The sequence below is a fragment of the Arthrobacter sp. H-02-3 genome (genome assembly GCF_003097355.1).
Lineage (GTDB): Bacteria > Actinomycetota > Actinomycetes > Actinomycetales > Micrococcaceae > Arthrobacter > Arthrobacter humicola.
Map to the genome: position 1 here is coordinate 62,676 of NZ_PYUI01000015.1, position 26,838 is coordinate 89,513.

At 67.4% G+C, this 26,838-nt stretch carries 22 protein-coding genes and 1 tRNA gene; 5 read left to right on the top strand and 18 right to left on the bottom strand.

Features of this window, described 5'->3' with window-relative positions:
• Window positions 1–137 precede the first annotated feature (137 nt).
• On the top strand, window positions 138–740 hold the full coding sequence (locus tag C9424_RS14640) for a hypothetical protein (RefSeq protein ID WP_202615884.1): 603 nt from the start codon (window positions 138–140) through the stop codon (window positions 738–740).
• A gap of 50 nt (window positions 741–790) precedes the next feature.
• Here the strand turns inward: C9424_RS14640 and C9424_RS14645 are convergent, their stop codons facing one another.
• On the bottom strand, window positions 791–1,882 hold the full coding sequence (locus C9424_RS14645) for an ROK family glucokinase (RefSeq protein ID WP_091255093.1): 1,092 nt from the start codon (window positions 1,880–1,882) through the stop codon (window positions 791–793).
• A 210-nt stretch (window positions 1,883–2,092) separates the two neighbouring features.
• On the opposite strand from C9424_RS14645, the gene C9424_RS14650 reads away from it, so the two are divergent.
• Window positions 2,093–3,913, top strand: a complete 1,821-nt coding sequence (locus tag C9424_RS14650) for an AMP-dependent synthetase/ligase (protein WP_116767538.1) — start codon at window positions 2,093–2,095, stop codon at window positions 3,911–3,913.
• Window positions 3,914–3,981: 68 nt separating this feature from the next.
• On the opposite strand, the gene C9424_RS14655 is transcribed toward C9424_RS14650, so the two are convergent.
• Window positions 3,982–7,377 (bottom strand): pyruvate carboxylase, encoded by a 3,396-nt coding sequence (locus C9424_RS14655; RefSeq protein WP_116767539.1) that lies wholly within the window; start codon window positions 7,375–7,377, stop codon window positions 3,982–3,984.
• A gap of 321 nt (window positions 7,378–7,698) precedes the next feature.
• Between C9424_RS14655 and C9424_RS14660 the strand changes: the two genes are divergently transcribed.
• On the top strand, window positions 7,699–8,577 hold the full coding sequence (locus tag C9424_RS14660) for a ParA family protein (RefSeq protein WP_116767541.1): 879 nt from the start codon (window positions 7,699–7,701) through the stop codon (window positions 8,575–8,577).
• A 99-nt stretch (window positions 8,578–8,676) separates the two neighbouring features.
• Here the strand turns inward: C9424_RS14660 and C9424_RS14665 are convergent, their stop codons facing one another.
• From C9424_RS14665 to C9424_RS14740, 16 genes are all read right to left on the bottom strand, one after another.
• Window positions 8,677–9,273, bottom strand: coding sequence for a MerR family transcriptional regulator (locus tag C9424_RS14665; RefSeq protein WP_090583557.1), 597 nt, complete (start codon window positions 9,271–9,273; stop codon window positions 8,677–8,679).
• 351 nt (window positions 9,274–9,624) lie between these two features.
• On the bottom strand, window positions 9,625–10,128 hold the full coding sequence (locus tag C9424_RS14670; protein ID WP_091255089.1) for a bifunctional nuclease family protein: 504 nt from the start codon (window positions 10,126–10,128) through the stop codon (window positions 9,625–9,627).
• Window positions 10,128–10,850: a transcriptional regulator FtsR gene (gene ftsR / locus C9424_RS14675; RefSeq protein WP_026266235.1), complete on the bottom strand. Its 723-nt coding sequence runs from the start codon at window positions 10,848–10,850 to the stop codon at window positions 10,128–10,130. Before ftsR ends, C9424_RS14670 begins: the two co-directional genes overlap by 1 nt.
• A 17-nt stretch (window positions 10,851–10,867) precedes the next feature.
• On the bottom strand, window positions 10,868–11,344 hold the full coding sequence (locus C9424_RS14680) for an FHA domain-containing protein (RefSeq protein ID WP_091255088.1): 477 nt from the start codon (window positions 11,342–11,344) through the stop codon (window positions 10,868–10,870).
• 158 nt (window positions 11,345–11,502) lie between these two features.
• On the bottom strand, window positions 11,503–11,889 hold the full coding sequence (gene gcvH, locus C9424_RS14685; protein ID WP_091255083.1) for a glycine cleavage system protein GcvH: 387 nt from the start codon (window positions 11,887–11,889) through the stop codon (window positions 11,503–11,505).
• Window positions 11,890–12,047: 158 nt separating this feature from the next.
• Complete coding sequence (locus C9424_RS21690; protein WP_202615885.1) at window positions 12,048–13,907, bottom strand: hypothetical protein; 1,860 nt, start codon at window positions 13,905–13,907, stop codon at window positions 12,048–12,050.
• Window positions 13,908–14,162: 255 nt separating this feature from the next.
• Window positions 14,163–14,239: transfer RNA gene (locus C9424_RS14695), tRNA-Pro, on the bottom strand.
• Between the two features lie 148 nt (window positions 14,240–14,387).
• Complete coding sequence (der, locus tag C9424_RS14700; protein WP_116767542.1) at window positions 14,388–15,938, bottom strand: ribosome biogenesis GTPase Der; 1,551 nt, start codon at window positions 15,936–15,938, stop codon at window positions 14,388–14,390.
• On the bottom strand, window positions 15,935–16,615 hold the full coding sequence (locus tag C9424_RS14705) for a lysophospholipid acyltransferase family protein (RefSeq protein ID WP_116767544.1): 681 nt from the start codon (window positions 16,613–16,615) through the stop codon (window positions 15,935–15,937). Before C9424_RS14705 ends, der begins: the two co-directional genes overlap by 4 nt.
• A gap of 73 nt (window positions 16,616–16,688) precedes the next feature.
• On the bottom strand, window positions 16,689–17,462 hold the full coding sequence (gene cmk, locus C9424_RS14710) for a (d)CMP kinase (protein ID WP_237563474.1): 774 nt from the start codon (window positions 17,460–17,462) through the stop codon (window positions 16,689–16,691).
• On the bottom strand, window positions 17,462–18,571 hold the full coding sequence (locus C9424_RS14715; protein WP_116767546.1) for a prephenate dehydrogenase: 1,110 nt from the start codon (window positions 18,569–18,571) through the stop codon (window positions 17,462–17,464). The genes cmk and C9424_RS14715 overlap by 1 nt, the downstream gene beginning before the upstream one ends.
• A 2-nt stretch (window positions 18,572–18,573) precedes the next feature.
• The gene (locus C9424_RS14720; RefSeq protein WP_116767547.1) at window positions 18,574–19,839 is read right to left on the bottom strand and encodes a pseudouridine synthase; all 1,266 of its coding nucleotides are present in this window, start codon (window positions 19,837–19,839) and stop codon (window positions 18,574–18,576) included.
• Between the two features lie 117 nt (window positions 19,840–19,956).
• Window positions 19,957–20,691 (bottom strand): SMC-Scp complex subunit ScpB, encoded by a 735-nt coding sequence (scpB, locus tag C9424_RS14725; RefSeq protein ID WP_442862045.1) that lies wholly within the window; start codon window positions 20,689–20,691, stop codon window positions 19,957–19,959.
• Window positions 20,688–21,584 carry a segregation and condensation protein A gene (locus C9424_RS14730; RefSeq protein ID WP_237563475.1) on the bottom strand — a complete coding sequence of 299 codons (897 nt, stop codon included), beginning with the start codon at window positions 21,582–21,584 and terminating at the stop codon, window positions 20,688–20,690. Before C9424_RS14730 ends, scpB begins: the two co-directional genes overlap by 4 nt.
• Window positions 21,585–21,628: 44 nt before the next feature.
• A complete protein-coding gene (locus C9424_RS14735) occupies window positions 21,629–22,528 on the bottom strand; it encodes a ParA family protein (RefSeq protein ID WP_018772307.1) in 900 nt (299 codons plus the stop codon).
• A gap of 323 nt (window positions 22,529–22,851) precedes the next feature.
• Window positions 22,852–24,210 (bottom strand): cation:dicarboxylate symporter family transporter, encoded by a 1,359-nt coding sequence (locus C9424_RS14740; protein WP_116767548.1) that lies wholly within the window; start codon window positions 24,208–24,210, stop codon window positions 22,852–22,854.
• Window positions 24,211–24,346: 136 nt separating this feature from the next.
• On the opposite strand from C9424_RS14740, the gene C9424_RS14745 reads away from it, so the two are divergent.
• Both C9424_RS14745 and C9424_RS14750 read left to right on the top strand, forming a co-directional pair.
• Window positions 24,347–26,044, top strand: a complete 1,698-nt coding sequence (locus tag C9424_RS14745) for a sensor histidine kinase (RefSeq protein WP_116767549.1) — start codon at window positions 24,347–24,349, stop codon at window positions 26,042–26,044.
• A complete protein-coding gene (locus tag C9424_RS14750; RefSeq protein WP_116767550.1) occupies window positions 26,041–26,772 on the top strand; it encodes a response regulator in 732 nt (243 codons plus the stop codon). The genes C9424_RS14745 and C9424_RS14750 overlap by 4 nt, the downstream gene beginning before the upstream one ends.
• Window positions 26,773–26,838: the final 66 nt, after the last annotated feature.

Sequence of the window (26,838 nt, forward strand, 5' to 3'; positions counted from 1 at the left end):
CTGCAGACCCCGGTTCCCCCGGCGGTCGAGCTTCGAAGGAAAGCGGTGCATCGGGTTCAGGTGGTGCAGTGGGCGAACGTGACCCCGCGGGCGCCCATTCCGCCGGTCCCCTGCCGCCGCACGGGTCCGATGCCCATGTGACCCAGCCCCCAGAGTCGCCGGACTCCCCCGCCGCAGGCGCACTGTCCGCCGACGACGACGCCGTGTGGCTGGACCTCGTCGCCCGGCTTGAAGGGGTCGGGGAAGGCGCGCCCGAGAGCTTCGGAGGCGACACGCATGACGGCGGCGGACCGTCCTCCGGCGGAACGGACGGCACCGGCGGCAGCCCCGGCACCGGGGCCAGGACATTCCGTGATTTTGACCCGCTGGGCCTCGCCGGCACCGCGCCGATCGAGCTCTCCGCCGCGGAACGGCTCGCGCCTGCCCCCGGCCAGCCGACGGGCGGCATCGAGGTGCCGGAGGCCGCGTCCGGCCCCCGCGACTATGAGCCCGAGGACGACGACGGCGCGTTTGTCCCGGAGGAGCCGCCCAGCCTGGCCGGGTCTGATCCAATGACGGTCCTGGCGTGGCTTGGCGCCGTGGGCGGCCCGATTGCGCTCGTGCTCTCGGCGATGTTCTGGCGTTCGGCCCCGATGCTGGCGATCCTTGGCATGGTGGTCGCGTTCGCGGCCTCGGTGGTGTTCCTGATCATGAAGCTGCCGGGCGAAAAGGACGAACACGACGACGGGGCGCGCGTCTAGCCTGCGCGGTCAGTTATTGCCGGTGCCTTCACGCCGGTGCCTTCACTGCGTTAGGTGTGCATCCGGCTGCTGACCCTGGAGAGGTCCGCGGCGCCGATGAGCCCGGCGTTGGGTCCGAGGGCCGCGAGGTCGATCTCCGCGGCGGGCCGGAAACCGCGGCCCGTGAGGTTCCGCGCGAAGGCCTTCCGGGCTGGGCCGACGAGGAGCTCACCGGCGTCGCACAGTCCGCCGCCGATCACGAATTTTCCGGGATCCAGGGCCGCGGCAAGGTTTGCCAGGCCCAGGCCCAGCCACTCCCCGACGTCCTCGATGAGTTCGCGCGACGTCGGATCGCCGGCCTTGGCCAGCTCCGTGACGATCGCGCCCGTGATGCGTGAGACGTCCCCGTCCACGGCCTTGAGCAGCTCCTGGGCAACCGGTGAATTCGCGGCGGCCAGCTCCCGCGCCTCGCGGCCCAGCGCATTGCCTGAGGCGTATTGCTCCCAGCAGCCCCGGTTGCCGCACTCGCAGCGGTGGCCGCCTGGCATGATGATCTGGTGGCCGAACTCCCCCGCCACACCGAACCGGCCGCGTTCGAGCCGCCCGTCCATCACCATGGCACCGCCGATCCCCGTGCCCAGGGTGATGCAGACCAGCCGGTTCTGCCCCTGACCGGCGCCGAAACGCCATTCCGCCCAGGCGGCGGCGTCGGCGTCGTTGGTCAGCAGGACGGGACGCCGCAGCAGCCGCTGCAGGTTGTCTCGCAGTGGTTCGTTGCGCCAGGCCAGATGCGGACTGAAGAGAACCGTCGCGCCGTCGAGGTCCATCCAGCCGGCGGCGCCGATTCCGACCGACCAGATCCGGTGCCCGGCGCCGAGTTCTTCGACAAGTTCGACAATGACCTGTTCCACCGCGCGCGGGTCGTTGCCCGGGGTGGAGCGTTTCGCCTGGCTGAGGATCCGGCCCTCGGCATCGACGACGCCGGCAGCAACCTTGGTGCCTCCGATGTCGACGCCGATTGCCAGGCCCTTGCGGCCCAGCCGCAGCTGCGAACGGAAGTCGTGGGTGGCCGCAGTGGCCGCCGCTCCGGCCAGGGCCTTGCTGCGCCAGGCGGCGGTCCGGCGGCGCAGGCCGGGCTGCCGGCCGGGTGTTGGTGTCTGCATGATTCCCCATTCTATTCGCCGGCGCCGGCGCAGCCGCGGAGGCCGGGCGCCCCACCCCGGCTCCGATCTCCCCGACGCTCCTGACTGGCGGAATGACGGACCCGACCGTAAAGTTACTCGCCAGTAGGTGTCGCAGAACACACCTTCGCGGGACCGCATACTAGGCTTAGGCCTACCCGTTGCGGGCCTATGGATACCAAAGGAGCTGTCGTGCGAGAAATCATTGTCCCGCCCCTGGTGAACGTCGATCCGGACACCAACGTCACCGAACTCGTGGTGCGCCAGGCGGCCAAGGCCTCGAACCCTGCGCTGTTCTCGCGGCTCGACGCAGCGGGCCAGTGGCAGGATGTCCGCGCCACGGATTTCCTGGCCGACGTCTCAGCCCTCGCCAAGGGCCTCATGGCCAGCGGCGTGGCTGCCGGCGACCGGGTGGGCATCATGTCCCGCACACGCTACGAATGGGCCCTGATCGACTTCGCCATCTGGTTCGCCGGCGCCGTCTCCGTCCCGATCTACGAGACCTCTTCCCCCTCACAGGTGGCCTGGAACCTCGGCGACTCCGGTGCCGTGGCCGCCTTCGGCGAATCCGCGCACCACGAGGACATCATCCGGCAGGCGGCCACCTCCGAAGGCCTTGCCGCCCTGCAGCACGTCTGGCAGCTCGAGGGCGACGGCCTGGACGAAGTCCGTGCCGCCGGTACCGGGATCAGCGACGCCGAGCTCGAGGAGCGGCGCCGCCAGGCGTCCCTGAACGACGTCGCCACGATCATCTACACCTCCGGCACCACGGGCCGGCCCAAAGGCTGCGAGCTGACCCACGGCAACTTCGTGGAACTGTCCGAGAACGCCCTGGCCACGTCGCTGGGCACGATCGTCCACGAGCAGGCCAGGACCATCATGTTCCTGCCACTGGCCCACGTCTTCGCCCGCTTCATCTCCGTGCTCGCCGTTGCCGCGGGCGTCACGGTGGCGCACACGCCGGACATCAAGAACCTGCTGCCGGACCTGCAGAGCTACAAGCCGACCTTCATCCTCGCCGTCCCGCGCGTCTTCGAAAAGGTCTACAACTCAGCCCTGACCAAGGCCGAGGACGGCGGCAAGGGCGCCATCTTCCACCGCGCCGCGGACACCGCGATCGAATACTCCCGGGCCCGGCAGGCCGGCAAGGTGGGCCTTGTCCTCAAGCTCAAGCACTCCGTGTTCGACAAGCTCGTGTATGCCAAGCTCCGGAACGCCATGGGCGGCCAGGTCTCGCATGCGGTGTCCGGCGGCGGCCCGCTCGGCGAACGCCTGGGCCACTTCTTCCAGGGCATCGGCCTGCAGATCCTGGAAGGCTACGGGCTGACCGAAACAACCGCGCCGGTCACCGTGAACACCCCGGACCTGATCAAGATCGGCACCGTGGGTGCTCCTATTCCGGGGAACGCCGTCAGGATCGCGGACGACGGCGAGATCCTCGCCAAGGGCGTGTGCGTCATGCGCGGCTACTACAAGCGCGATGACCTGTCCGCCGACGCTTTCCACGACGGCTGGTTCCGCACCGGGGACATCGGCCAGTTGGATGAACAGGGGTTCCTGACCATCACGGGGCGCAAGAAGGAAATCATCGTCACAGCCGGCGGCAAGAACGTGGTCCCGGCCCTGCTGGAGGACCAGATCCGGGCTGACGCCCTGGTCTCCCAGGTGCTGGTGGTGGGCGACAACCGCCCGTTCATCGGCGCCTTGGTCACGCTCGATGAGGAAGCCCTCCCCGGCTGGCTGGGGCGCCACGGGCTCCCGGCGTCGACCTCGCTCGCTGACGCGGCCGAGAACCCGGCCGTCAAGGCCGCGGTCCAGGAGCTCATCAACCACGCCAACCAGTCGGTGTCCCAGGCCGAGGCGATCAAGTCCTTCCGGATCGTGCCGGCCGACTTCACCGAAGCCTCCGGCCATCTGACCCCCTCCATGAAGGTCAAGCGGGCCCAGGTGCTCAAGGACTTCGAGACCGTGATCGAGGAAATGTATAACGCCAAGCGCCCCACCCTCGCCTAGGCAGCTCCCGCGCCACAAAAACGAAGGGTCCTTCCAGCTCCTGCCGGAAGGACCCTTCGTTGTTACCGCTATTCGACGACGAGCAGCAGGTCCCCGCCCTGGACCTGCTCCACCGCGCCGACGGCGAGGCGCGAGACGGTGCCGCCCACCGGCGTCGTGATGGAGGCTTCCATCTTCATGGCCTCGATCGTGGCAACGGTGTCGCCGGCTTTGACCGTGTCGCCGGCCTTGACGGTCAGCGTGACGGCGCCGGCGAACGGCGCAGCCACCTGGCCCGGCTGCGTGGTGTCGGCGCGTTCGGCGGCCTTGACGTTGCTCACCACGGAACGGTCGCGGACCACGACGGGCCGGGACTGGCCGTTGAGCGTGCACATGACGGTGCGCATGCCCTTTTCGTCGGGCTCGGAGACGGCCTCAAGGGAGGCGATCAGCCGGACGCCCTTCTCGAGCTCGATTTCGTGTTCCGCACCGCGTTGCAGCCCGAAGAGGTAGTCGCGGGTATCCAGCACCGAAAGGTTTCCGTAGGACTCAACACTCTTCAGGTAGTCCTTGGTGGGACCGGCGAAGAGCAGGCGGTTGAGCGTGCGCTGTCGGGTCTTGGAGTCGCCCTGCAGCGCGGCGCTATCCTCGGCGCTGAGCTCGACGTCGCGGACCTTCACGGTGCGGCCCTGCAGGGCCTTCGTGCGGAAGGGCTCCGGCCAGCCGCCCGGCGGGTCGCCGAGTTCGCCGGAGAGGAAGCCGATCACGGAATCCGGGACATCGTACTTCTGCGGGTTCTCGTTGAAGTCCGCGGGATCGGCGTTGAGGCCCACGAGGTGCAGGGCGAGGTCGCCCACCACCTTGGAGGACGGCGTCACCTTGACCAGGCGGCCCAGGATGCGGTCCGCCGCGGTGTACATGTCCTCGATCGCCTCGAAACGCTCGCCAAGGCCCAGTGCCATCGCCTGCTGGCGCAGGTTGGACAACTGCCCGCCGGGGATCTCGTGCTGGTAGACCCGGCCGGTGGGGCCCGGCAGTCCGGATTCGAACGGTGCGTAGACCCGGCGGACGGCTTCCCAGTACGGCTCCAGGGCGCACACGTTCGCCAGGCTCAGGCCGGTGTCGCGCGGCGTGTGGGCCAGTGCGGCGACGAGGGCGGAGGCCGAGGGCTGGCTGGTGGTGCCGGCAAGCGACGCCGATGCCACGTCCACGGCGTCCACTCCGGCGTCCACGGCCGCGAGCAGCGTGGCCAGCTGGCCGCCTGCGGTGTCGTGAGTGTGCAGGTGGACCGGGAGGTCGAACCGTTCCCGCAAGGCCGTCACAAGGCGCGCCGCGGCGGCAGGGCGCAGAAGTCCGGCCATGTCCTTGATCGCGAGGATGTGTGCCCCGGCGTCGACGATTTTCTGCGCCAGCTCCAGGTAGTAGTCCAGGGTGTAGAGGGTCTCCTCCGGGTCCAGCATGTCCGCGGTGTAGCAGAGGGCGACCTCGGCGACGGCGGTGCCGGTCTCGCGGACGGCGCGGATTGCCGGGGCCATCTGGTTGACGTCGTTGAGGGCGTCGAAGATCCGGAAGATGTCGATGCCCGTGGCGGCGGCCTCGTTGACGAACGCCACCGTGACCTCTTCCGGGTACGGCGTGTAGCCCACGGTGTTGCGGCCGCGGAGCAGCATCTGCAGGCAGAGGTTCGGCAGTGCCTTGCGCAGGGCCGCGAGCCGGTCCCACGGGTCTTCGCCGAGGAAGCGCAGGGCGACGTCGTAGGTCGCACCGCCCCAGGCCTCGACCGACAACAGCTCCGGGAGCAGCTTGGACACGGCCGGTCCGGCCGCGACGAGGTCGCGGGTGCGCACCCGGGTGGCGAGCAGGGACTGGTGCGCGTCGCGGAAGGTGGTGTCCGTGACGGCAACGGCGTCCTGGGCGCGCAGGGACCTGGCGAAGCCTTCCGGGCCCAGCTCCAGGAGCCGCTGGCGAGACCCCGGCCGGGCTGCGGCGTCACCGAGGGCCGGAAGCTTGTCCGCCGGATTCGTGTGGACCGTCAGTTCGCCGTTGGGCTTGTTGACCGTGACGTCCGCGAGCCAGGTCAGCAGCTTGGTGCCGCGGTCAGCGGAGACCCGCGCCTTCAGCAGCTGGGGCCTTTCGTCGATGAACGAGGTGGCCACATCCCCGGCGACGAAGTCGGGATCGTCCAGGACGGCCTGCAGGAAGGAGATGTTGGTGGACACGCCGCGGATGCGGAATTCGGCAAGGGCGCGGCGGGCGCGGGCGACGGCGGCAGGGTAGTCGCGGCCGCGGCAGGTCAGCTTGACCAGCATGGAGTCGAAGTGCGGGCTGATCTCGGCGCCCGAGTAGACGGTGCCGCCGTCGAGCCGGACACCGGCACCGCCGGCAGAACGGTAGCCGGTGATCTTGCCGACGTCGGGCCGGAAACCGTTGGCCGGGTCCTCGGTGGTGATGCGGCACTGCAGCGCCGCGCCCTTGAGCTGGACGGTGTCCTGTGAGAGGCCCAGGTCCGCGAGGGTCTCGCCGGCGGCGATGCGCAGCTGTGCCTGAACGAGGTCGACGTCGGTAACCTCCTCCGTGACCGTGTGCTCGACCTGGATGCGCGGGTTCATTTCGATGAACACGTGCTGGCCGGCGCGCTCCCCGACGGTGTCGACGAGGAATTCGACCGTGCCGGCGTTGACGTAGTTCAGTGCCTTCGCGAACTTCACGGCGTCGCGGTACAGCGCCTGCCGGATCCCTTCGTCGAGGTTCGGGGCCGGTGCGATCTCAACGACCTTCTGGTGGCGGCGCTGGATGGAACAGTCGCGCTCGAAGAGGTGCATGATGTTGCCCTCGGCATCGGCCAGGATCTGGACCTCGATGTGGCGGGGGCGCAGGACGGCCTGCTCGAGAAACATGGTGGGGTCGCCGAACGCGGCATCGGCTTCGCGCATGGCGGCCTGCAGGGCCTCCGGGAGAGCGTCGCGGGTGTCGACGCGGCGCATGCCGCGCCCGCCACCGCCGGCGACGGCCTTGGCGAAGATCGGGAAGCCGATTTCATCCGCGGCGGCGATCAGTTCGTCCAGGTCTTTCGAGGGCTGGCTCGACTTGAGCACGGGGACACCGGCCTTGCGGGCGGCCTCGAGGGCGGCCACCTTGTTGCCTGCAAGTTCCAGGACTTCCGCCGGCGGCCCGACGAACGTGATGCCGGCCTCCTTGGCGGCCCGGGCCAGGCGCGGGTTCTCGGAGAGGAAGCCGTAGCCGGGGTAAATGGCGTCCGCACCGGACTCCTTGGCTACGCGCACCACCTCGTCAACGTCAAGGTACGCCCGGACCGGGTGCCCCTCCTCGCCGATCAGATACGCCTCGTCGGCCTTCTGGCGGTGAATCGAGTTACGGTCCTCGTTGGGAAACACGGCGACAGTCTTGGCACCCAGCTCGTAGCCCGCGCGGAAAGCGCGAATCGCGATTTCCCCGCGGTTGGCCACCAGAATCTTAGAAAACATACTTCTCCTGCTTCATCGCGGGCGTATCGGTAAGTGCTCACAGTGTCTAAGACCCGTGCGGGCAAACACAAATCATTGTGGCCACCGTCACAGCATTATCCGTCACGGACGCGGCGTTGGGCAGGGCCTGCGGCTTTTCGCTTGTCTCCCGCCCCGGCCGGTTTGCGGGGTTCTGCGTCCTCGTCGCCGGATGAAACGGGTTTCGTCGGAGCATCAACATATGATGAGTGGGTGCGTGTCGCATGCACGCCCCGGCTCCGGAGAACGCGGGAGCCGGCACCACCCCGTCTCGGCAACCGGCGTTAGGTATTGGTTTTTCAAGTGCAAGTAGTGAGCATCAGCAGCCTCAAAGGCGGTGTCGGCAAGACATCCGTGACCACCGGACTGGCGTCGGCGGCATTGGCCGCAGGCATCCCGACCCTCGTCGTCGACCTTGACCCGCACGCTGACGCCAGCACGGCCTTGGGCGTCAGCCCGGACGATCAGCTCGATATCGGCAGGATGCTGCGCTCTCCGCGACGCGCGCGCCTGGCGGACAACGTGGTTCCCAGCGGCTGGGTGGAACATGCCAGAATCAACGGCAGTTCCGCCGGCGCTCTGCAGGCCGGCGCTGCACGGGCCGCCTCCTCACCCTCCGTTCTGGATGTCGCCGTGGGCTCGGCCTACACCGGTATATACGACCGGCCCGACCTCGGCCGCCGCGACCTCCGCAGGCTCTCCGCTGTCCTGGCCGGCGCCGAGAACTATGAGCTCATTCTGGTGGACTGCCCGCCGTCGCTGAACGGCCTCACCCGGATGGCGTGGTCAGCGAGCGACAAGGTCACCCTGGTGGCCGAACCCGGGCTCTTTTCTGTGGCCGGCACGGAGCGCACCATGCGCGCCATCCAACTGTTCCGGCAGGAATTCGCTCCCAAGCTGTCCCCCGCCGGCATCGTGGCCAACCGGGTGCGCAGCGGCTCGGCCGAGCACGCCTTCCGGCTATCGGAGATGGAGTCCATGTTCGGCGAGCTGCTGCTGACTCCGCACATCCCGGAGCAGGCCAACTGGCAGCAGATCCAGGGCGCCGCCCACTCGATCCACCACTGGCCCGGAGACTCGGCCAAGAACGCGGCGGGGCTCTTCGATACCCTGTTGCAGAACCTCCTGCACCCCAATGGCCTGGCCACCGCCGGCTCCGTCCGCGACCGCAGCCAGCGCTGAACACGGCGACGACGCTCCCGAACAAAGAACCACAGCAGACAGAACTGAGGCCGCCTTCCCAGAGGGAAGGCGGCCTCAGTTCTGTTCTGTAAGAGTTCGCTAGCCGATCTTTCGCGCCGCGCGGCGCTTGCTCAGTTCGTCGTCGGGAAAGGATTGGTCCGCGGCGTGTTCGCTGGGAAGGGCAGCGAGGCTGCCTTCAACCTCGCGCCAAACACGGCCGACGGCGATGCCGAACACCCCCTGGCCGCCCTGGACAAGATCAATCACTTCGTCGGCCGAGGTGCACTCGTAGACACTTGCGCCGTCGCTCATGAGCGTGATTTGTGCAAGGTCCTCGACACCGCGTTCACGGAGGTGCTCGACGGCGGTGCGGATCTGCTGCAGTGAGACGCCGGTGTCCAGAAGCCGCTTGACGACCTTGAGGACCAGAATGTCGCGGAAGCCGTAGAGTCGCTGCGAACCGGAGCCGGCCGCGCCGCGAACGGCGGGCTCAACAAGTCCCGTGCGTGCCCAGTAGTCGAGCTGGCGGTAGGTGATGCCGGCCGCCTTGCAGGCGGTGGGGCCGCGGTAGCCCGCGTCTTCGTCCAGAACGGGAAGATCCTCGGTGAACAGCAGGCCTTGGGCACCGCTGGCGGGCACAGCAACGCCAGCCGTCGCGGTCTGCTTGAGCTCGCCTGCTTCGCCTTTCGGACTCACGTGGACCCTCCTTGTCGTGAGTTCCCCTGAGTAAGTTGCATCGGCAGCAATGTATGTGAATAGCTGCATGACACAGGATGATGATTCCATCCGTGTAATTCAGCCGGGGCTGCACTTTCCAGTGTGACTTGCGCGGCTACCGTATGCAATGGGAACTTGTACCTCCGACGTTAGGCCTGCCGGGGCCCAAGGTCAAAGACGTTAGGGGTATTCCGCGGGCGTGTCGAAAGTTTCATTCTCGGCTTTAACCTTTACGGTCTTCCCATCGGCCCCAGACGTCTCAAAAACCCCATTCGTCACAGGCGTTTCAGCAGTCCCAGCCGCCTCACTGGCCCCTGCTGCGGCGGGCGTTCAGCCGCCGAAGTCTTCGGGTTCGACGTCGTCGAGGAATTCGCGGAAGCGCCGCAGTTCCCCTTCCTCATCCACGGCGGGACCGGGATGCGTGTCCTCGCCCTCGTCGTGTTCGGTGATCCGGACGCCGGCCTCGTCCATGACGGCGTCGGCGCACCAGATCCGGCACTTGGCGCGCAGGGCCAGGGCCAACGCATCCGAGGCGCGGGAGCTCACGGTGGTTCCGTTCTCGAACTGCAGCTGTCCGTAGAAGATGTTGTCCTCCACCGCCACGATGTTGACGCTGACAATGGTGTGTCCCAAGGCTTCGACGACGTCCACCAGGAGGTCGTGGGTCATCGGCCGGGGCGGGACAACCCCCTGCTGGGCCAGGGCGATGGCACTGGCTTCCGGGGTCCCGATCCAGATCGGCACGTGGCGCTCACCATGGATTTCCTTGAGCAGGACAAGCGGCTGGTTGGACGGCAGCTCAATCCGCACGCCCACAATCTCCACCTCAATCATCAGATGTCCATCCTTGAGATGCGGTCGTGGACCAGCGCCTGGTGCAGTGACAGGCAGAGGTCGCTGATTTCCCGGGCTGCCTCGGCGGCCCGGGCGTGGGAGGCTGCGTCTTTGCGCGAGGTCAGGGTGGCCACTGCGCGTTCCACCAGCCCGAATTCACGGTCGGCGGCCGCCTGGAAGGGGCGGAGGTGCCGGGGCTCCAGGCCGTGGCTCTCCAGCTGGACGCAGGCCCGCGCCACTTGCAGGGCGTGCTCGTCGAACTTGCCGTTGACGTGCCCGATCAGCCCGTAGCTCAGGAGCGATTCCAGGAGCGGGACGCTCGCCCCGGATTCGGCCCGGAGCTGTTCCTCGCTGAGCCGGCGGGCACGGCTCTGGAGCTCGCTGGCGAGTTCTTCGGAGACGATCCGCGGGGAGAGCGTGACGCCGGCCGGCAGGTTCTCCGGCCGTTCGCCGCGGTCGATCGCGTCCAGGTAGTCCTTGATGACCTTCAGCGGCAGGTACTGGTCGCGCTGAAGAGACAGGACGAAACGCAGCCGTTCGACGTCGTTCTCGGAATACTGCCGGTAGCCGGCAGGCGTCCGTTGCGGGTTGATGAGCCCCTTTTCCTCAAGGAACCGGATTTTTGACGCCGTCATGCTGGGGAAGTCATCGCTCAGCTGAGCCAGGACTTCCCCGATGTTCAGAACCTGGGGTCCGCGCCGATCCGCATGTGCCGTGGCCACAGGCAGCTACCCCGGAATCAGACGTTGCCTGCTGCGCGGGCAGGGCTCAGGTAGAAGGTGAGGCGGAACTTTCCGATCTGGACCTCGTTGCCGGACTTCAGTTCCACGGCGTCGACGCGGTCGTGGTTCACGTAGGTGCCGTTGAGGCTACCGGTGTCCACTACCTCAAAGCTGCGCGCGGTGCGGCGGAACTCAACGTGCCTGCGGGACACGGTGACGTCGTCGAGGAAGATGTCGGCGTCCGGGTGGCGGCCCGCCGTCGTGACGTCGGAGTCCAGCAGGAAGCGCGCTCCGGCGTTGGGGCCGCTGTGGGCCACGAGCAGGGCCGATCCGAAGGGCAGGGCTTCGACCGCGGCCCGCTCCTCTGCGGAGAGCTTCGGGGTGAAGGTGGGTTCGTCGCGCACTGGAGTGAGGTTGATCGACGTGGTCTCCGAAGCTTTCACTCCACCCGTGCCGTAACCGTCACCGGTGTCGTTCCGTTCGTGCCCAAACATTGAGTCCTCCTCATTCGTTGCAGGTGTCCCCCCTGCAAACAACGCATGCCGTCCGGGAAAGCCTCGCAGTCCCGGTAATCAGCCTTTCGGCGGGGCGGGGCTGTGTCTTGTCATGCCAACAACACTCCCCCGCGACCCGGCCCGAACGACCTATGTCTTTAGCCTACCTGCTGTTCATACTCGGATGCACTGAGCAGCGACTCAACCGCGTCGGCCTCCGCGAGCTTGATTTCGATCAGCCAGCCCTCTCCGTAGGGATCGGAGTTGATGAGGGCGGAATCGGTGTCCAGGGACTCGTTCCGGGCCACGACCTCACCCGTCACCGGGGCGTAGATGTCGCTGACGCTCTTGGTGGATTCGACCTCGCCGACGACGTCGTTGGCCTTGATGGTTGTCCCGACTTCGGGCATCTGGGCGTACACGACATCCCCGAGGGCGTCCTGGGCAAAATCGGTGATGCCCACGCGCACAACCCCGTCGGCGTTGGGGGCCGAAACCCATTCGTGTTCTGCGGTGTAGGACAGTTCTTCGGGAATGATGCTCATGACGGGCCTTTCGTCGGGTCAATCACCTGTGGCGGCGGCAGCAGTTTGTTCTATCCGCCGCTGAAAGTATAGGCCGATCCGGAAGTGTCCGGGCAACAGAAAACCCCGCCGTTACCGGTCATGTCCGGGAACGGCGGGGCAACTGTTTGTATGCGCTTCTAGGGGAGGAAGTACCCCGCGAGGTCGGCGATGAGCTGGGCGGATCCGGAGGACCGGTTGAACAGTGACACTTTGCCGTCCGGGCCGAGCGCCACCGAGACCAGGTTCGGCACGGTCTGTCCGGCGGAGAAGTTCAGGTTGGACGCATTCGGCAGCCCGGAACCGTTCGGGTAGGCGGTGATGAAGCCGAAGGACGTGGGCGAGGTGACGGTGAGGTTGAACACGGCTGCCAGGGCACCGGTGGTGACGCCGTTGGCGCCTGCGACCTGGACGGATACCGCTGTATTGGCTGCGACGGGTGCGGTGTTCCGGGTGTCCAGGATCCGGGTGGGGCCGGCCGCCTTGAAGGCGCCCGTCGCGGTCGGTGTGCCGGGCAGGTAGTAGCCGGCGACGTCGGCGATCAGCTGGGACGTGCCCGAGGAACTGTTGAACAGCGTCACCTTGCCGTCGGACCCGACCGGGACCGTGACCAGGTTCGGGACCGTCTGACCGGCGGAAAAGTTCAGGTTGGACGCATTGGGCCGGGCCGCACCGGACGCGTACGCGGTCACGAAGCCCAGGGACTTCGCCTGGGTCACCGTCAGGTTGAACACCACGGCCGCGACCGAGGCGGGGATTCCGTTGGCTCCCGCGACCTGGAAGGAGACTGCGGAATTCGCGCCGACTGCCGAGGAGTTCCGGGTGTCCAGGAGCCGGGCCGGCGAGAGGCTCTTGAAGGAACCGGCCGTCGCCGGCGTTCCGGTGACGTAATAGCCCGTCACGTCAGCGATCAGCTGGGAGGACCCGGAGGAACTGTTGAACAGGGCGACCTTGCCGTCGGCTCCCACCGGGACGGTGACCAGGTTCGGTACCGTCTGGCCGGCAGAGAAGTTCAGGTTGGACGCATTGGGCCGCGCGGCGCCGGAGGCGTAGGCCGTGATGAAGCCGACGGACCGGGGCTGGGTCACCGTCAGGTTGAACACCACCGCCGAAACCGATGCAGGGATCCCGTTGACCCCCGCGACCTGGAACGACACCGCGGAATTCGCACCCACCGGTGAGCTGTTCCGGGTGTCCAGGGCCCTGGTCGGGGGCACCGGGGTGTAAGTCCCGGGAAGCTGCGGGGTGGTCGCCCCCGCTGTGCCTGCCTTGATGACCACATCATCGATGTAACTGTCGCCGGACTGCTGCAGGTGCTCGGCGCCCAGCTGTATCCGGGTGACCGCACTAAAGCCCGTGGCGACAGTCTTGCTCGAGTAGAGCGGCAGGTCATCGAACCACACCTGCACGGTGGAGGACCCTCCGTTGGCCACCACGTGCATGACCAGGTGGTGCCATGTACCCAGTTGAACGTTGGGCGACAGCGTCTGGTACGAGAATACCCCGGCCTGGGTAGGGGACGTCACCCGCAGCACCAGGTCGCCGTTGTCGTTGCTACGGAACACATCCAGCATTCTGGTGCTGCCATTGAAGAACCTGAAATAGGGGACATCGTTGCCCGCCAGGCCGGCCCGGGTGATGTTGAACCAGCCGTCCGTGTAAACCTCGTCGCTGCCGGACGGCAGCGGGGCCGAGAAATTGGCCAGGGACGTCGCATCGGTGGTCACGTGCAGGTACGCCGAACAGAGTCCGGAGTGCTGCTGGGCGGAGGAGACGCCAGCCGTGCCGGTCCCGCCCGTGACGGGCGTTCCGAACCCTTCGGCGGTGATGCTGCCGGACTCGAAGTTGGCGGCCACCACGGTCTTTCCCGGGTACTGGTTGGTGGGCGCCGGCGTCCCGGGCTGGCAGGTAACCGCGGAAGCTGGACTCGCGCCAACGACCAGTCCCAGAACCAAGACATTCAGCGCGGCCATCACGCCGGCCCGCAACAGTGTGTTCATTCGTCTACCCGCCCAGCCGAGGTATTCATGTCGGGTGAAAGACCCGATCCTTCGTCTGCAGTTGCCGGCGGCCCGGGATGCGGCCTGACCGCCGCCCCGATGGCGCTGTTCCTGCGATGCTGAGTGCAGGTTACCGAGCCTCACCTTTGGGAAAACTTGCCTGAATACGGACTGGACACGGGCTGGACACGGAACTAGTCCGGGAAGCAGAAAACCCCGCCATTCCTTTGTCAGGAATGGCGGGGTTCTTTCTGTTGGTCGGGCTGACAGGATTTGAACCTGCGACCCCTTGACCCCCAGTCAAGTGCGCTACCAAGCTGCGCTACAGCCCGCTGGTTCCACCGTTCTCCGCCCGGAAGGCGTCCTGGTTTATCTCCAGGATTTCTTCCAAGCAGTCCGGCCGAACCACCTCCAAAAGCTTACACGATCCCGGAGGGTGCCTGTGACAATTTCGCGCTGTCACGGCAAGGTGTGTCGGAATTAACGTTTCTTGCCACGCTTTTCGCGTACACGCATGTTGACTTCGATCGGCGTGCCCTCGAAACCGAAGGTTTCGCGGAGCCGTCGGGTGATGAAGCGGCGGTATCCGGGATCCAGGAATCCGGTGGTGAAGAGCACGAACTTCGGCGGCCGGCTGGAAGCCTGCGTGCCGAACAGGATGCGGGGCTGCTTGCCGCCGCGGACCGGGTGCGGGTGTGCTGCCACGAGTTCGCCGAGGAACGCGTTGAGGCGACCGGTGGGGATGCGCTTGTCCCAGCTTTCCAGGGCGGTGTCCAGGGCCGGGACCAGCCGGTCCTTGTGCCAGCCGGTCTTGGCGGAGATGTTGACGCGCGGGGCCCAGGCCACGTGCGCGAGGTCCTGGTCGATTTCGCGTTCGAGGTACCGGCGGCGCTCATCGTCGAGGAGGTCCCACTTGTTGAAGGCGAGCACCAGGGCGCGGCCGGATTCGATGGCGAGCTGCAGGATGCGCACATCCTGCTCGCTGAGCACCTCATCCACGGCCAGGAGCACGACGGCGACCTCGGCCTTTTCAAGCGCGCTCTGCGTCCGCAGGGAGGCGTAGAAGTCGGCACCCTGGGCCATGTGCTGGCGCCGCCGGATGCCGGCGGTGTCCACGAACCTCCACGTGCGTCCGCCGAGTTCGATGAACTCATCGACCGGGTCGCGGGTGGTGCCGGCGGTGTTATCCACCACCACACGCTCGGAACCGGCGAGCTTGTTCAGCAGGGAAGACTTGCCGACGTTCGGGCGGCCGATGAGGGCGACGCGGCGGGGTCCGCCGGAGCGCTCAAGGCCTTCGATCGTGGAGAACTCCGGGAGCGTGTCCATGACGTGGTCCAGGAGGTCGGCCACGCCGCGGCCGTGCAGGGCCGAGACGGGGTACGGTTCGCCGAAGCCCAGGCCCCAGAGGGTTGCGGAGTCGGCTTCCTGCGCGAAGTCGTCGACCTTGTTGGCCACCATGATGACCGGCTTCTTCGACTTGCGCAGCATCTTCATGACGCCTTCGTCGGTGGCGGTTGCGCCCACGGCGGAGTCGACGACGAACAGGACGGCGTCCGCGAGTTCCACAGCCATCTCGGCCTGCTCTGCCACACGGGCGTGGATGCCGCGGGCGTCGTGTTCCCATCCGCCGGTGTCCACCACGGTGAAGTTGCGGCCGTTCCAGTGCGCCGAGTACATGACGCGGTCGCGGGTGACGCCGGGGGTGTCCTCGACGACCGCCTCGCGGCGGCCCAGGATCCTGTTGACCAGGGTGGACTTGCCGACGTTGGGCCGGCCGATGATGGCCAGGACAGGATCGAGCTTGACCGGACCGTCAAAGTCCTCGTCGTCGAAGTGGCCGCTCAGCAGGGCGGCATCGTCCTCGTCCAGCTCGTAGTCGTCCAAGCCGGCCCGCAGGGAGGCGGCGCGGAGCTCCGCCTCATCGTCGTCCAGGGCGGCGAGGTGCTCAGCCACCTGGTCGGTGCCGGTGGGCGTGTATTCGTCTTCGCCGGCGCCGAAATTGCCGGAGGTTTGAGTCGTATCGCTCATTGCACTTTCCTTAGGTGGTGATCTGCCGGCGTCCCGGCTACTGCTTCATGACGTTGGTGCGGGGATTCCGCGTGGGGCAAGGGCTGCCCGGTTCTTTGGATCGAGTCCTGGACATGGCGGGCCAGCGCGGCCCGGATTTCGGTTCCCGCCCTGTCCATTGAAACACGCCCGGTCTCACCGGGTCTGCGGCTGACGTTGATGGCCCCGCCGAAGCTGACATGCAGCCGGCGGCGGGGTGCGGGAACACTGTCCAGGTGTTCGCCGCCAATCCTTGTGCCCAGGATGGACACGGGCACAACGGTGGCGCCGGAGCTGAGCGCCAGCCAGGCGACGCCGTTGTTGATCGCGGCCGCCGCACCGCTCCCCCGCGTGCCTTCGGGCAGAATCCCTACGCACCGTCCGGCGTCGAGCAGGCTCCGGGCCGCGGTCAGCGCCGCACGGCCGCCTCGGCGGTCGACGGGCAGCTGGCCCGACGCCGTGAGCACCCGGCCGAGGAACCCGGTGAACATCTCCTGCTTGACGAGGATGTGCATGGCCCGGGGCGAGGCGCCGAACATGACGGGCCCGTCGAGGAAACTGATGTGGTTGCCGGCGAAAATCACAGGTCCGGTGGCCGGGACGTTGGACCGGCCCGTCACCGAGGTGCGGTAGACGATGTGGTCCAGGAGCCAGCCCACGGGCCGACTCCACGCCGTCGTCCAGCGGCCGGGCAGGGAGGCCTGCAGTGTCGCCGGCGTTCCGGTGCGCCCGTCAGTCAACGTGGGCGGCCCTGTGCTGGACGCTGTTTGGCTGGACGACGCTTGGCTTGACGGCCGGGTGGTTGATGACGGTGTCCACGATGTCGAGGGCGGCCTGAACCGTCTCGTCAAAGTCCAGGTCCGAGGAATCCAGGGTGACGACGCCGTCGGCGGCCGTGGTGAAGTTCACCACGGTGGAATCCTTGGCGTCGCGGCGGGTGACCTGGGCCGCCAGCTGCTCGGCATTCTGGCTCCCGCCCAGCTGGATGCCGCGGCGGCGCAGCCGCGCTTCTTCGCTGGCGGTGAGCAGCATCCGCACCTCGGCCCCGGGCGCGACGACGGTGGTGATGTCCCGGCCCTCCACCACCATGCGGCGGTGGTGCTTTTCGATCAGTTCGCGCTGCCGGCGGATCAGCTCCGTGCGCGCGCCCAGGGTGGTGGCGACGGCGCTGACAGCGGCGGAAATGGCGGGCTCGCGGATGGCGAGCGTGACGTCGTCACCGCCGACGCGGACATATTCTTCCTGCGGGCTCGTGCTGACCTCCAGCGGCAGGGCCTTGGACGCGGCCTCCACGGCGGCGCGGTCCTCCAGGTCCGTGCCGTTCTGCAGGCAGAACCATGTCAGGGCGCGGTACATCGCACCGGTGTCGAGGTAGGCCAGCTTGAGCCGTCGGGCCACCTCTTTGCTGACGCTGGACTTGCCGGAGCCGGAGGGGCCGTCGATGGCGACCACAAGGCTTTTTCCGGGGCGGACCACGGTCACTGTCTCGATGAGTTCCTGGGTCATTACTGGAGTACCCGCCATCCACGGTCGTTAAGGGCTTCTATCAGGAGGTCGTGCTTGTTCGGCAGGACGGAAATTTCCACCATGCCCACGTTTTGTCCCGAGGAGTGGTCGAGACGCAGGTCCTCGACGTTGACGCCGATCTCGCCGATCTCCGTCAGGAGCTTCGCGATCTGGCCCGGCGTGTCGTCCACCAGGACCGTCAGCCACGAGTAGGCCTGCGGGGGTCCGCCGTGCTTGCCCGGAATCCGGGACTGGCCGGCGTTGCCTTCGCTGATCAGCTGGGCAAGGTCCAGCCGGGCACCGGGGGCGGTCGGTGCCTCCAGCGTGGCGATCAGCCGGTTGAGGTCCTCGCGGACCCCGTGCAGGATCGCAACCACCTTGTCCGCGTTCGCACCCAGGATCTGGACCCAGAGCGTTGGATCGCTCGCGGCGATCCGGGAGACGTCCCGCAGGCCGTTTCCGGCCAGAGACAGCGCGTGCAGGGGGGTGCCCTGCAGTCGGCTGGCCACGAGCGAGGACATCACTTGCGGCAGGTGGGACACCAGCGCCACGGCTTCGTCGTGTTCGTCGGCGGCGAATTCGGACACGACGGCGCCAAGGTCGACGGCCAGCGCACGCGCCACCTGCAGGGACTCCGGCAGCGTTTCTTCCCCCGGGCACACAACCCACGGCATGGATGTGAACAGCTCGCCGCGGGCTGCGACGGGGCCGGATTTCTCGCGGCCGGCCATCGGGTGGGTACCCACGTAGCGGCCCAGGTCGGCTCCGCGACCGCGGAGGTCGGCCAGGATACTTGCCTTCACGCTCGCGATGTCCACCACGACGGCGTCCGGGTAGTCCTGCAGCGCTTTGGCCACGACGTCGGCCGTGACGTCCGGCGGCGCAGCTACCACGACGAGCTCCGGCTGTTCCCCGTCAAGGCGCGCCAACGGCAGGCCGGCGCCGATGTCGACGGCGACGGCCTGGTTGGTGGGCGAAGGGTCCGAGAGGAACACGGCAACGCCGCGCCCCCGCAGCCCCAGCCCGATGCTGGTGCCCAGGAGCCCGGCGCCCAGAACGACCACCGGACCGTTGAGGTGTCCGCGGCCGTGCATGCGAAAGGCGGACATGCCTACAGCCCCACAGATGCCAGTAGGTGGCCGACTTCCTGCTTGCCGAGGTTGCGAATGCTGCCCTGGCGCTGGTCGCCCAGCCCGATGGGACCAACCTTGACGCGGACCAGGCGCAGCACGGGGAAGCCGACAGCGTCGAACATGCGCCGGACGATCCGGTTCTTGCCCGAGTGCAGCACGACCTCAATCAGCACGTGGCCCGGAGTCGAGTCCACGAGCTTGAAGGAATCCACCGAGGCGATGCCGTCTTCGAGCTCGACGCCAGCTTTGAGTTCGGCGCCAATGCCCTGCGGGAACGGACCGCGGACCTGCACGAGGTAGGTCTTGGGCACTTCGTAGGAGGGGTGCGTCAGGCGGTTGGCGAGTTCGCCGTCGTTCGTCAAGAGCAGCAGCCCTTCGGTGGCGACGTCGAGACGGCCCACGTGGAAGAGGCGTTCGCCATGGTGGTTGCGCACGAAGTCGCTGACGCAGGGGCGGCCGTCCGGGTCCTCCATGGTGGAGACAACGCCCTTGGGCTTGTTGAAGACCATGTAGACCATGTTCTCGTCCAGCTGGATTCGCAGGCCGTCGACGTGGATCACGGCGGTCTTCGGGTCAACGCGCATGCCGAGCTCGGTGACGACGTGGCCGTCGACCTCGACGCGGCCTTCGGCGATCATTTCCTCGCAGACACGCCGCGAGGCGACGCCGGCGGAGGCCATGACCTTCTGCAGGCGGATGCCGTCGGCGTCGTGCAGCTCAGACTGAGGCACCTCGCGGCGCGGTCCGCGGTTGCGGGCGGGCTTACGCACCGGTCCGAGGTTCTGGCCGAAACGTTCGCTGCCGAAGGCGCGGGGGCCGGCAGCCCTGGCGGCGCCGGTGCGCGGCTTGGGCTTGAGCGCACCGGGAGTGCCGGGCTCCTTGCCGAAACCGGGCTTCCTGGCTCCGGGCTTGCGGGCCGCGCCCGTGCCGGTCGGACCTTTCGACTTCCAGTCACCGGAGGCCGGCCGGGACGCCGGGGCGCCGGGAGCCTGCAGGTCCGGATCGATGAAGGCCTCTTCGCGAGGCTTGGGGTGCTTGAAGGGGCGGTCGCCGCCACCCTTGGAGAAGTCACGGCCTCCCTTGCCGCCGGCTGCGCGCGGGGCGCCGCCCTGGACCGGGCCGCGGCCGGTGCCGCCCTGGCCGGTCTTGCCTTGACCGGCGCTGCTGCGTCCGGCACTGCTTTGTCCGGCGCTGTTGCGTCCCGAACTGTTACGTGGTGAACCCTGGCGTCCCGCCTGTGTCATGACCCGTCCTTACGTTGGTGGCCTGCGGCCGCTGTCTCCCGACAACACCCGCCGGCCGGGCAAATTGTTCTGCCCGGTGGATACTCGTGTGCAGGCGTTTGCCTGCACTGATACTGCTTACATTCTTCCTGCGTCGTAAAACTCCTCGATGCCTTCCAAGCCTGGAAGGTGGGGGGAAAGCTGCGGCAATTCAGCCGTCGAGCCGATTCCCATCCGCTCAAGGAAATACGATGTCGTCCGGTACAGGATTGCTCCGGACTCGGGATCGGTTCCCGAATCCTCGATCAGCCCACGCTGCGTCAGCGTCCGCACGACAGAGTCAACATTGACTCCTCGAATTGCAGACACCCGCGCCCTTGAAACGGGCTGGCGGTAAGCGATGACGGCGAGCGTTTCGAGCGCCGCCTGCGTCAGCCTGGCTGTTTGGCCCTCCAGCACGAACCCGCCCACGATCTCGGCGAACTCCGCACGGGAATAGATCCGCCAGCCTCCGGCGATATTCCGCAATTCAAAACCCCGGGGGGCGGCATTGTTGCCGTCAGTATTGCCAGTGTTGCTACTGGTCTGGCTGGCGACGACCGCATCCGGGGCATTAACAGTATAGCCGTTATACTCCCGCTGCAGTTCAGCCAGCAGGGAGTCGACGACGTCGACCGTCAGGTTCAGTCCGGCCGCCAGGGCCGTGGGGGTGGCCGGCTCGTCGATCACCATCAGGACAGCTTCGAGGGCCGCGCGGGCGCCGCCGGGCAGGCTGGCGAGGTCGGGTCCCGTGTCCGGCCCTGCTTCGGGCCCCGCGTCCGGTCCGGCGTCTTCGGCTTCGCCCCGCGGCGCCTCAGGGAGTCGTTCGTTCACGGCTGGTCCTCATATTCTTCACTCAGATTTTCGCTGCTCCACCCGTGGGAATCGGCCGTCCAGTGCACGGTCAGGTCCCCGAGCGGCAGCAGCTGGTCAAAGCCCACTGCGCGGTCGCGGAACAGCTCCAGCAGCGCCAGGAACCGCGCCACCACCACCAGGGTGGATTCGGCGTCGGCGATCAGCGCCCGGAACGTCAGCGGCGTGCCCAGCCGCAGCCTGTTTCCCAGCAGCTCGGCCTGTTCCTTGACGCTCACGGGCGTGCCGTGCAGGTGCGCCAGGCCCACTTCAGTGGGGGCCGCTTCCTTGGGCTTGAGGGCGGCTTCGGCCAAACCGGCGAACTGCTCCGGGGTGTGCCGCCAAAGCAATTCCGGCAACAGGGCCGCGAAGTGCCCCTCCAGGGCTACCTGCCGGGGGAAGCGCCGGGCTTCGAGCTCGAGGGTCGAGCCGATCATGCCGGCCACCTGCTTGAAGGCCTTGTACTGCAGCAGCCGCGCGAACAAGAGGTCGCGGGCCTCCAACAGGGCGATGTCCTCCTCGTCCTCGACCTCGCCCGCGGGCAGCAGCCGGGCCGCCTTGAGGTCCAGGAGGGTGGCCGCAATCACCAGGAATTCGCTGGCCTCATCGAGGGCCCACTCCTCCCCCAGCCGCTGCAGGCCCCTGATGTACTTGATGAATTCGTCAGTGACGGTGGACAGCGCCACCTCGGTGATGTCCAGCTGATGCTTGGAGATCAGGCCGAGCAGGAGGTCGAAGGGACCGGTAAAGTTAACGAGGCGCACTTCGAATCCGGGCTTCTTCCCGGCGGGGCCGTCCGGGCCTTCCGGCGTTGCCGGGACCTCAGCAACTTCCGGAACCGCAGCAACTGCCGGATCCGCGGGTTGCACGGGCATGTCGAGCTCCGCCGGCGGAGAGAAGGCGCCTGCCATGTTCCTGGCTAGGGCGCGCCGCCGCGCGAAATCAACTCTTTGGCCAGGCGGCGGTAGGCGTCTGCACCGACGTGGTTGCCCGCGTAGGTGGTGATGGGTTCGGCCGCCACCGTGGCGTCGGCAAACTTGATGGAGCGCTTGATGACGGTTTCGAAAACCTTGTCGCCGAAGGCCTCGACGAGGCGGGCGATCACCTCGCGTCCGTGCAGGGTCCGGGCGTCGTACATCGTGGCGAGGACGCCATCCACCTGCAGTCGCGGGTTGAGCCGGTCCTGGACTTTGTCGATGGTTTCCACGAGCAGCGCGACGGCGCGCAGGGCAAAAAATTCGCAGATCAGCGGAATGATGACGCCGTGGGCGGCGGTGAGCGCGTTGACGGTCAGGAGCCCGAGCGAGGGCTGGCAGTCGATCAGGACGACGTCGTAGTCGTCCTCCACCTTCTTCAGTGCACGGTCCAGGACCTGCTCGCGGGCGACCTCGTTGACCAGCTGCACTTCGGCGGCGGAGAGGTCGATGTTGGCCGGCAGCAGATCCACGTTCTCCACACCGGTCTTCTGGATGGCGTCGCGGATGTCCACCTTGCGGTCCATCAGCACGTTGTAGACGGTGAGGTCGAGCTCGTGCGGGTTGGTGCCCAGGCCTGCGGACAGGGCACCCTGCGGATCGAAGTCCACCAGGAGCACGCGGCGGCCGTATTCGGCCAGGGCGGCGGCGAGGTTGATGGTGGACGTGGTTTTACCCACTCCGCCCTTCTGGTTCACCATGGCGATAACCCGCGCAGGGCCGTGGGAGGACAGCGGCGCGGGCTCCGGAAAGTCGCGTTGGGGGCGCCCGGTGGGGCCCATGACGGCGTCTTCCAGATCGAGTTCGGTGCCTTCCAGAGTTGCTGAACCCTGTTCGCTGCTCACGTATCTATCCACACTTTCGATGACGGTGATTGTCGTGCTCGGTATTGCTCGCCAAGCTCCCGGACTAGGCTCCGGAGCCGAGCGTGTTTCCTCCCAAGGTTACAGCGCCCGACACGGTATTCGGCGGACCTTGACAACCGCCGTCATCTGAGCCTTGACCTTCCGGTAGAAGTCGAAGGTTACTGCCGGAAATGGAATGGCAGCGTCGAGCGGGACGCCGGGCCGCCGTGGCGGGACCCCCGGTCCGCAGCGGTAAAGAAACTGCCCGGACGCTGGTGGGCGTCCGGGCAGTATTCCGTGATTGGCGGGTCAGGCGTACCCGGCTACGCGTAGGCCGGGGCGGTCGGGACCGGCTCGGCCTGCGGCTCCGGGGCCGGGCCGTGGCCGGCGATCATGGTCTCTTCGTCGAACGGCTCGGCACCGGCAAGCACGCGGTCCACCCGGCCGCCGTCGATCTCCTTGACCCAGGTGCCGATCAGCACGGTGGCCACGGCGTTGCCGGTGAAGTTGGTCAGTGCCCGGGCCTCGGACATGAATCGGTCGATGCCCACGATCATGCCCACGCCGCCCAGCAGCTGCGGGGCATGTGCCTGCAGTCCGGCGGCCAGGGTGGCGAGACCGGCACCGGTGACACCGGCGGCGCCCTTCGAGGCGATGATCATGAAGATCAGCAGCGAAATCTGGGCGCCCAGGTCCAGGGGCGTGCCCATGGCGTTGGCGACGAAGAGCGATGCCATGGTCAGGTAGATGGCCGTGCCGTCCAGGTTGAAGGAGTAGCCGGTGGGAACCGTCACGCCCACGACCGGCTTGGACACACCGAGGTGTTCCATCTTCGCGATCAGGCGGGGCAGCGCAGCTTCCGAGGATGAGGTGGAGAAGATCAGCAGGTACTCACGGGCCAGGTACTTCATGAGCCGGAAGATGTTGACGCCTGCGACCACCTTGAGCAGGCCACCGAGGATCACCACGATGAACAGTGCGCAGGTGATGTAGAAGGCGGCCATGAGCGTGAACATGCTGAAGATGGCCTGCACGCCGGTGGCACCGACGACGGAGGCGATCGCACCGAAGGCGCCGACCGGGGCCAGCCACATGATCATGATGAGGATGCGGAACACCAGGGCCTGTCCGTAGCCGACGGCTTTGAGGATCGGGGCTCCCTGCGGGCCCATCTTCTGCAGGGCGAAGCCCACCAGGATCGCGGCGAGGAGGGTCGGCAGGACGGGGATGTCGCCCGGGATGATGCCTAGCAGGAAGTCGACGGTGCTGTCGACGGCCGCCTTCTTGTTCGGATCGTAGGGGGCGAGGTTGAGGCCCGCGCCCGGATGGATCAGGTTGCCGACGACCAGGCCGATGGCCAGGGCGAAGGTGGACATCACCATGAAGTAGATGAGGGCCAAGCCGCCGACCTTGCCGACGGTGGCGGCCTTGGCGATCGAGCCGATGCCCAGGACGATGGTGCAGAAGATCACCGGGCCGATCATCATCTTGATGAGTTTGATGAAACCGTCACCCAGCGGCTTGAGGGATTTGGCGGCCTCGGGGAACAGCAGCCCGACGAGGGCACCTGCGATCACGGCGACGATGACTGCAATGTACAGGTAGTGGGACTTATCGAGCCCCTTGCGCTTCTTGGCCGGCGTTGCCGCCGGTGCTACTGACTCTCCTCGTTGAGAGGCCATGGTGTTCTCCTTGGATAGGCTGGACTTTCGCGCGGTCCCGGCTGTGGTCCTCGCGGCCGTTCGTGTGTGTAACCCATCATTGATGACGGGGTGACGCACATCACCCTTGCGTTCATATTGGTCATGGAAGGTGTTGATGATCCACCGCTGGAGCATCGCGCGGAGGCTGTTTGTGGCCCAACTGCTGTTCATCGTGGCGCTGACGGCGATCGTGGGAACGGCCACCTTCGTCGACGCCCGCGATCATGCCTACGACGAGGCCGGACGCCGGATGGAAGGCATTGCCACCGCGGTGGCGGACGCTCCCTTCGTCGTGCAGGCGGCGAGCGCCGCCGACCCGTCCGCCCTACTCCAGCCGTATGCCTTGAAGGTCATGAACGATGCCGACGCGGATTTCATCACGATCATGGCGCCGGACCGGACCCGGTGGACGCATCCCCGGGACGAGGAACTGGGCAAGCCCTATATCGGGTCGATCGATGAGGCCCTCAGCGGACGGGTGTTCACGGAGGTCGTGGCCGGCACCCTCGGCCCGTCGGTGCGCACCATCGCCCCGGTCAAGGATGCCGACGGCAAGGTCCGGGCGCTCGTGGCCGCGGGCGTGACCGTCCGGACGGTGGATGTGGCGGTCTCCAGCAGGCTGCCGGCGCTGCTGGCCATTGCCCTGGCGCTGCTGGTGGTCGGTTCTGTGGCGTCGTGGCTCCTGGGGCGGTACCTGCGCCGGGTGACCCGCGGCTGGGGTCCCGAGGAATTGGGCCAGCTCTTCGCCTACTACGAATCGGTGCTGCATTCGGTGCGTGAGGGCGTGATCCTGATCGATCCCAAGGGCAAAGTGGTGATGTACAACGACCAGGCCGCCGAGCTGCTGGGGCTGCCTAAGCAGTCTTCCGACGGCCATCCCGCTGCCGGCACCGCAGGACGCGGGCGCCAGACGGCGCCGTCCCTCTCGGATATGCCGCTTGCACCCAGCCTCAAGGAACTCTTCGAATCAGGACGGACCGCCCTCGATGAGATCCACCTGACCGGATCCCGGGTCCTGGTGGTAAACCAGGGGCCGGCGGTTGGCCCTGCATCGGCCGCGGGCCGCCAGCGGAGAGCGGCTGCCGGCGCCCCCGTCCACGGCGCCCACGTCTACGGGACGGTGGCAACCATCCGGGACCGGACCGAAATTGAATCCCTCGGCAGCGAACTGGAAACGATGCGTACGCTCTCAGACGCCCTGCGCGCCCAGACCCACGAGCACGCCAACCGGCTCCACACGATCGTCTCCCTGATGGAACTGGGGCGGGCCCCCGAGGCACTCGACTTCGCCACGAAGGACCTGGAACTGAGCCAGCGCCTGACCGATGACCTGGTGGGTTCCATCGAGGAACCGGTACTCGGCGCCCTGATCATGGGCAAGGCGGCCGAAGCGCACGAACGCGGCGTCGAACTGACCCTCAACACCAGCGGATCCACGGCCGTGACAGGGCTCGCCGTGCAGGACCTCGTGGCTATCCTGGGGAACCTGCTGGACAACGCGATCGACGCCGCGGCCGAGGCACCGCCTCCCAGGCTCGTGGAGCTGTCCGTCGTGACCACCGGGGCCGCCCTCGAGATCACGGTGGAGGACAGCGGACCGGGAATTGACCCCGCGGCCGTGGACGACGTCTTCCGGCACGGCTTCAGCACAAAGACGCCGGGACCCTTCGGGCGGGGCCTGGGCCTGGCCCTGGTCCGCCAGGCCGTGCATCGACTGGGCGGTACCATGACAATCACCAGCCCCGCCGGAGCTCTATTCCGCGTCACGCTGCCGGTTACAACACCGCCGGTCACAACAGAGGAACAGCCATGAGCGACATCCGGGTGCTCGTCGTCGAAGACGAGCCCATCGCCGCCGCGGCGCACGCCGCCTACATCGAGCGGCTTGACGGTTTCACCTTGGCCGGCACCGCGCCCGACGGGCAGTCCGCCCTGCGCCTGCTCACGGACTTTGCGGCGGCGGGCAACCCGGTGGAGCTGGTGCTGCTGGACATGAACCTCCCGGACCTGCACGGGCTGGACATCGCACGCCGCATGCGGGCGGCCGGACTCTTCGCGGACATCATCGCCATCACCGCCGTGCGGGAATTGAACATCGTCCGCAGCGCGGTGGCCACGGGCGTGGTCCAGTACCTGATCAAGCCCTTCACCTACGCCACGTTCGCGGACAAACTCGCCAGCTACCGGCTGTTCCGGGAACAGCTCGCCGGCCCCCGGACGGGAAAGCCCGGGGCCGGCGCCTCCCAAAGTGATGTGGACCAGGCATTTGCGAGCCTGCGGGCCCCTTCCGAAGTGTCGCTGCCCAAGGGCTTGTCCGTCTCCACGCTGGAATCCGTCAAGGACTTCATCGAGCGGCAGTCCGGGGCGGTGTCAGCCAGCGAGGTCATGGCGGCACTCGGCATGTCCAGAGTCACCGCGCGGCGCTACCTCGAGTACCTTGCCGACGCCGGCACAGTTTCCCGCGCCGCACGCTACGGCACTCCCGGCCGCCCGGAGAACGAATACCGCTGGAACCGTCCGCCGGCAGCGGCGCGGCCATAACCAGCACTGCCCCGCGGCCGCTCCCCCACCGGGCATCACGCAGCGCAGAGTTTCGGGATGACTATT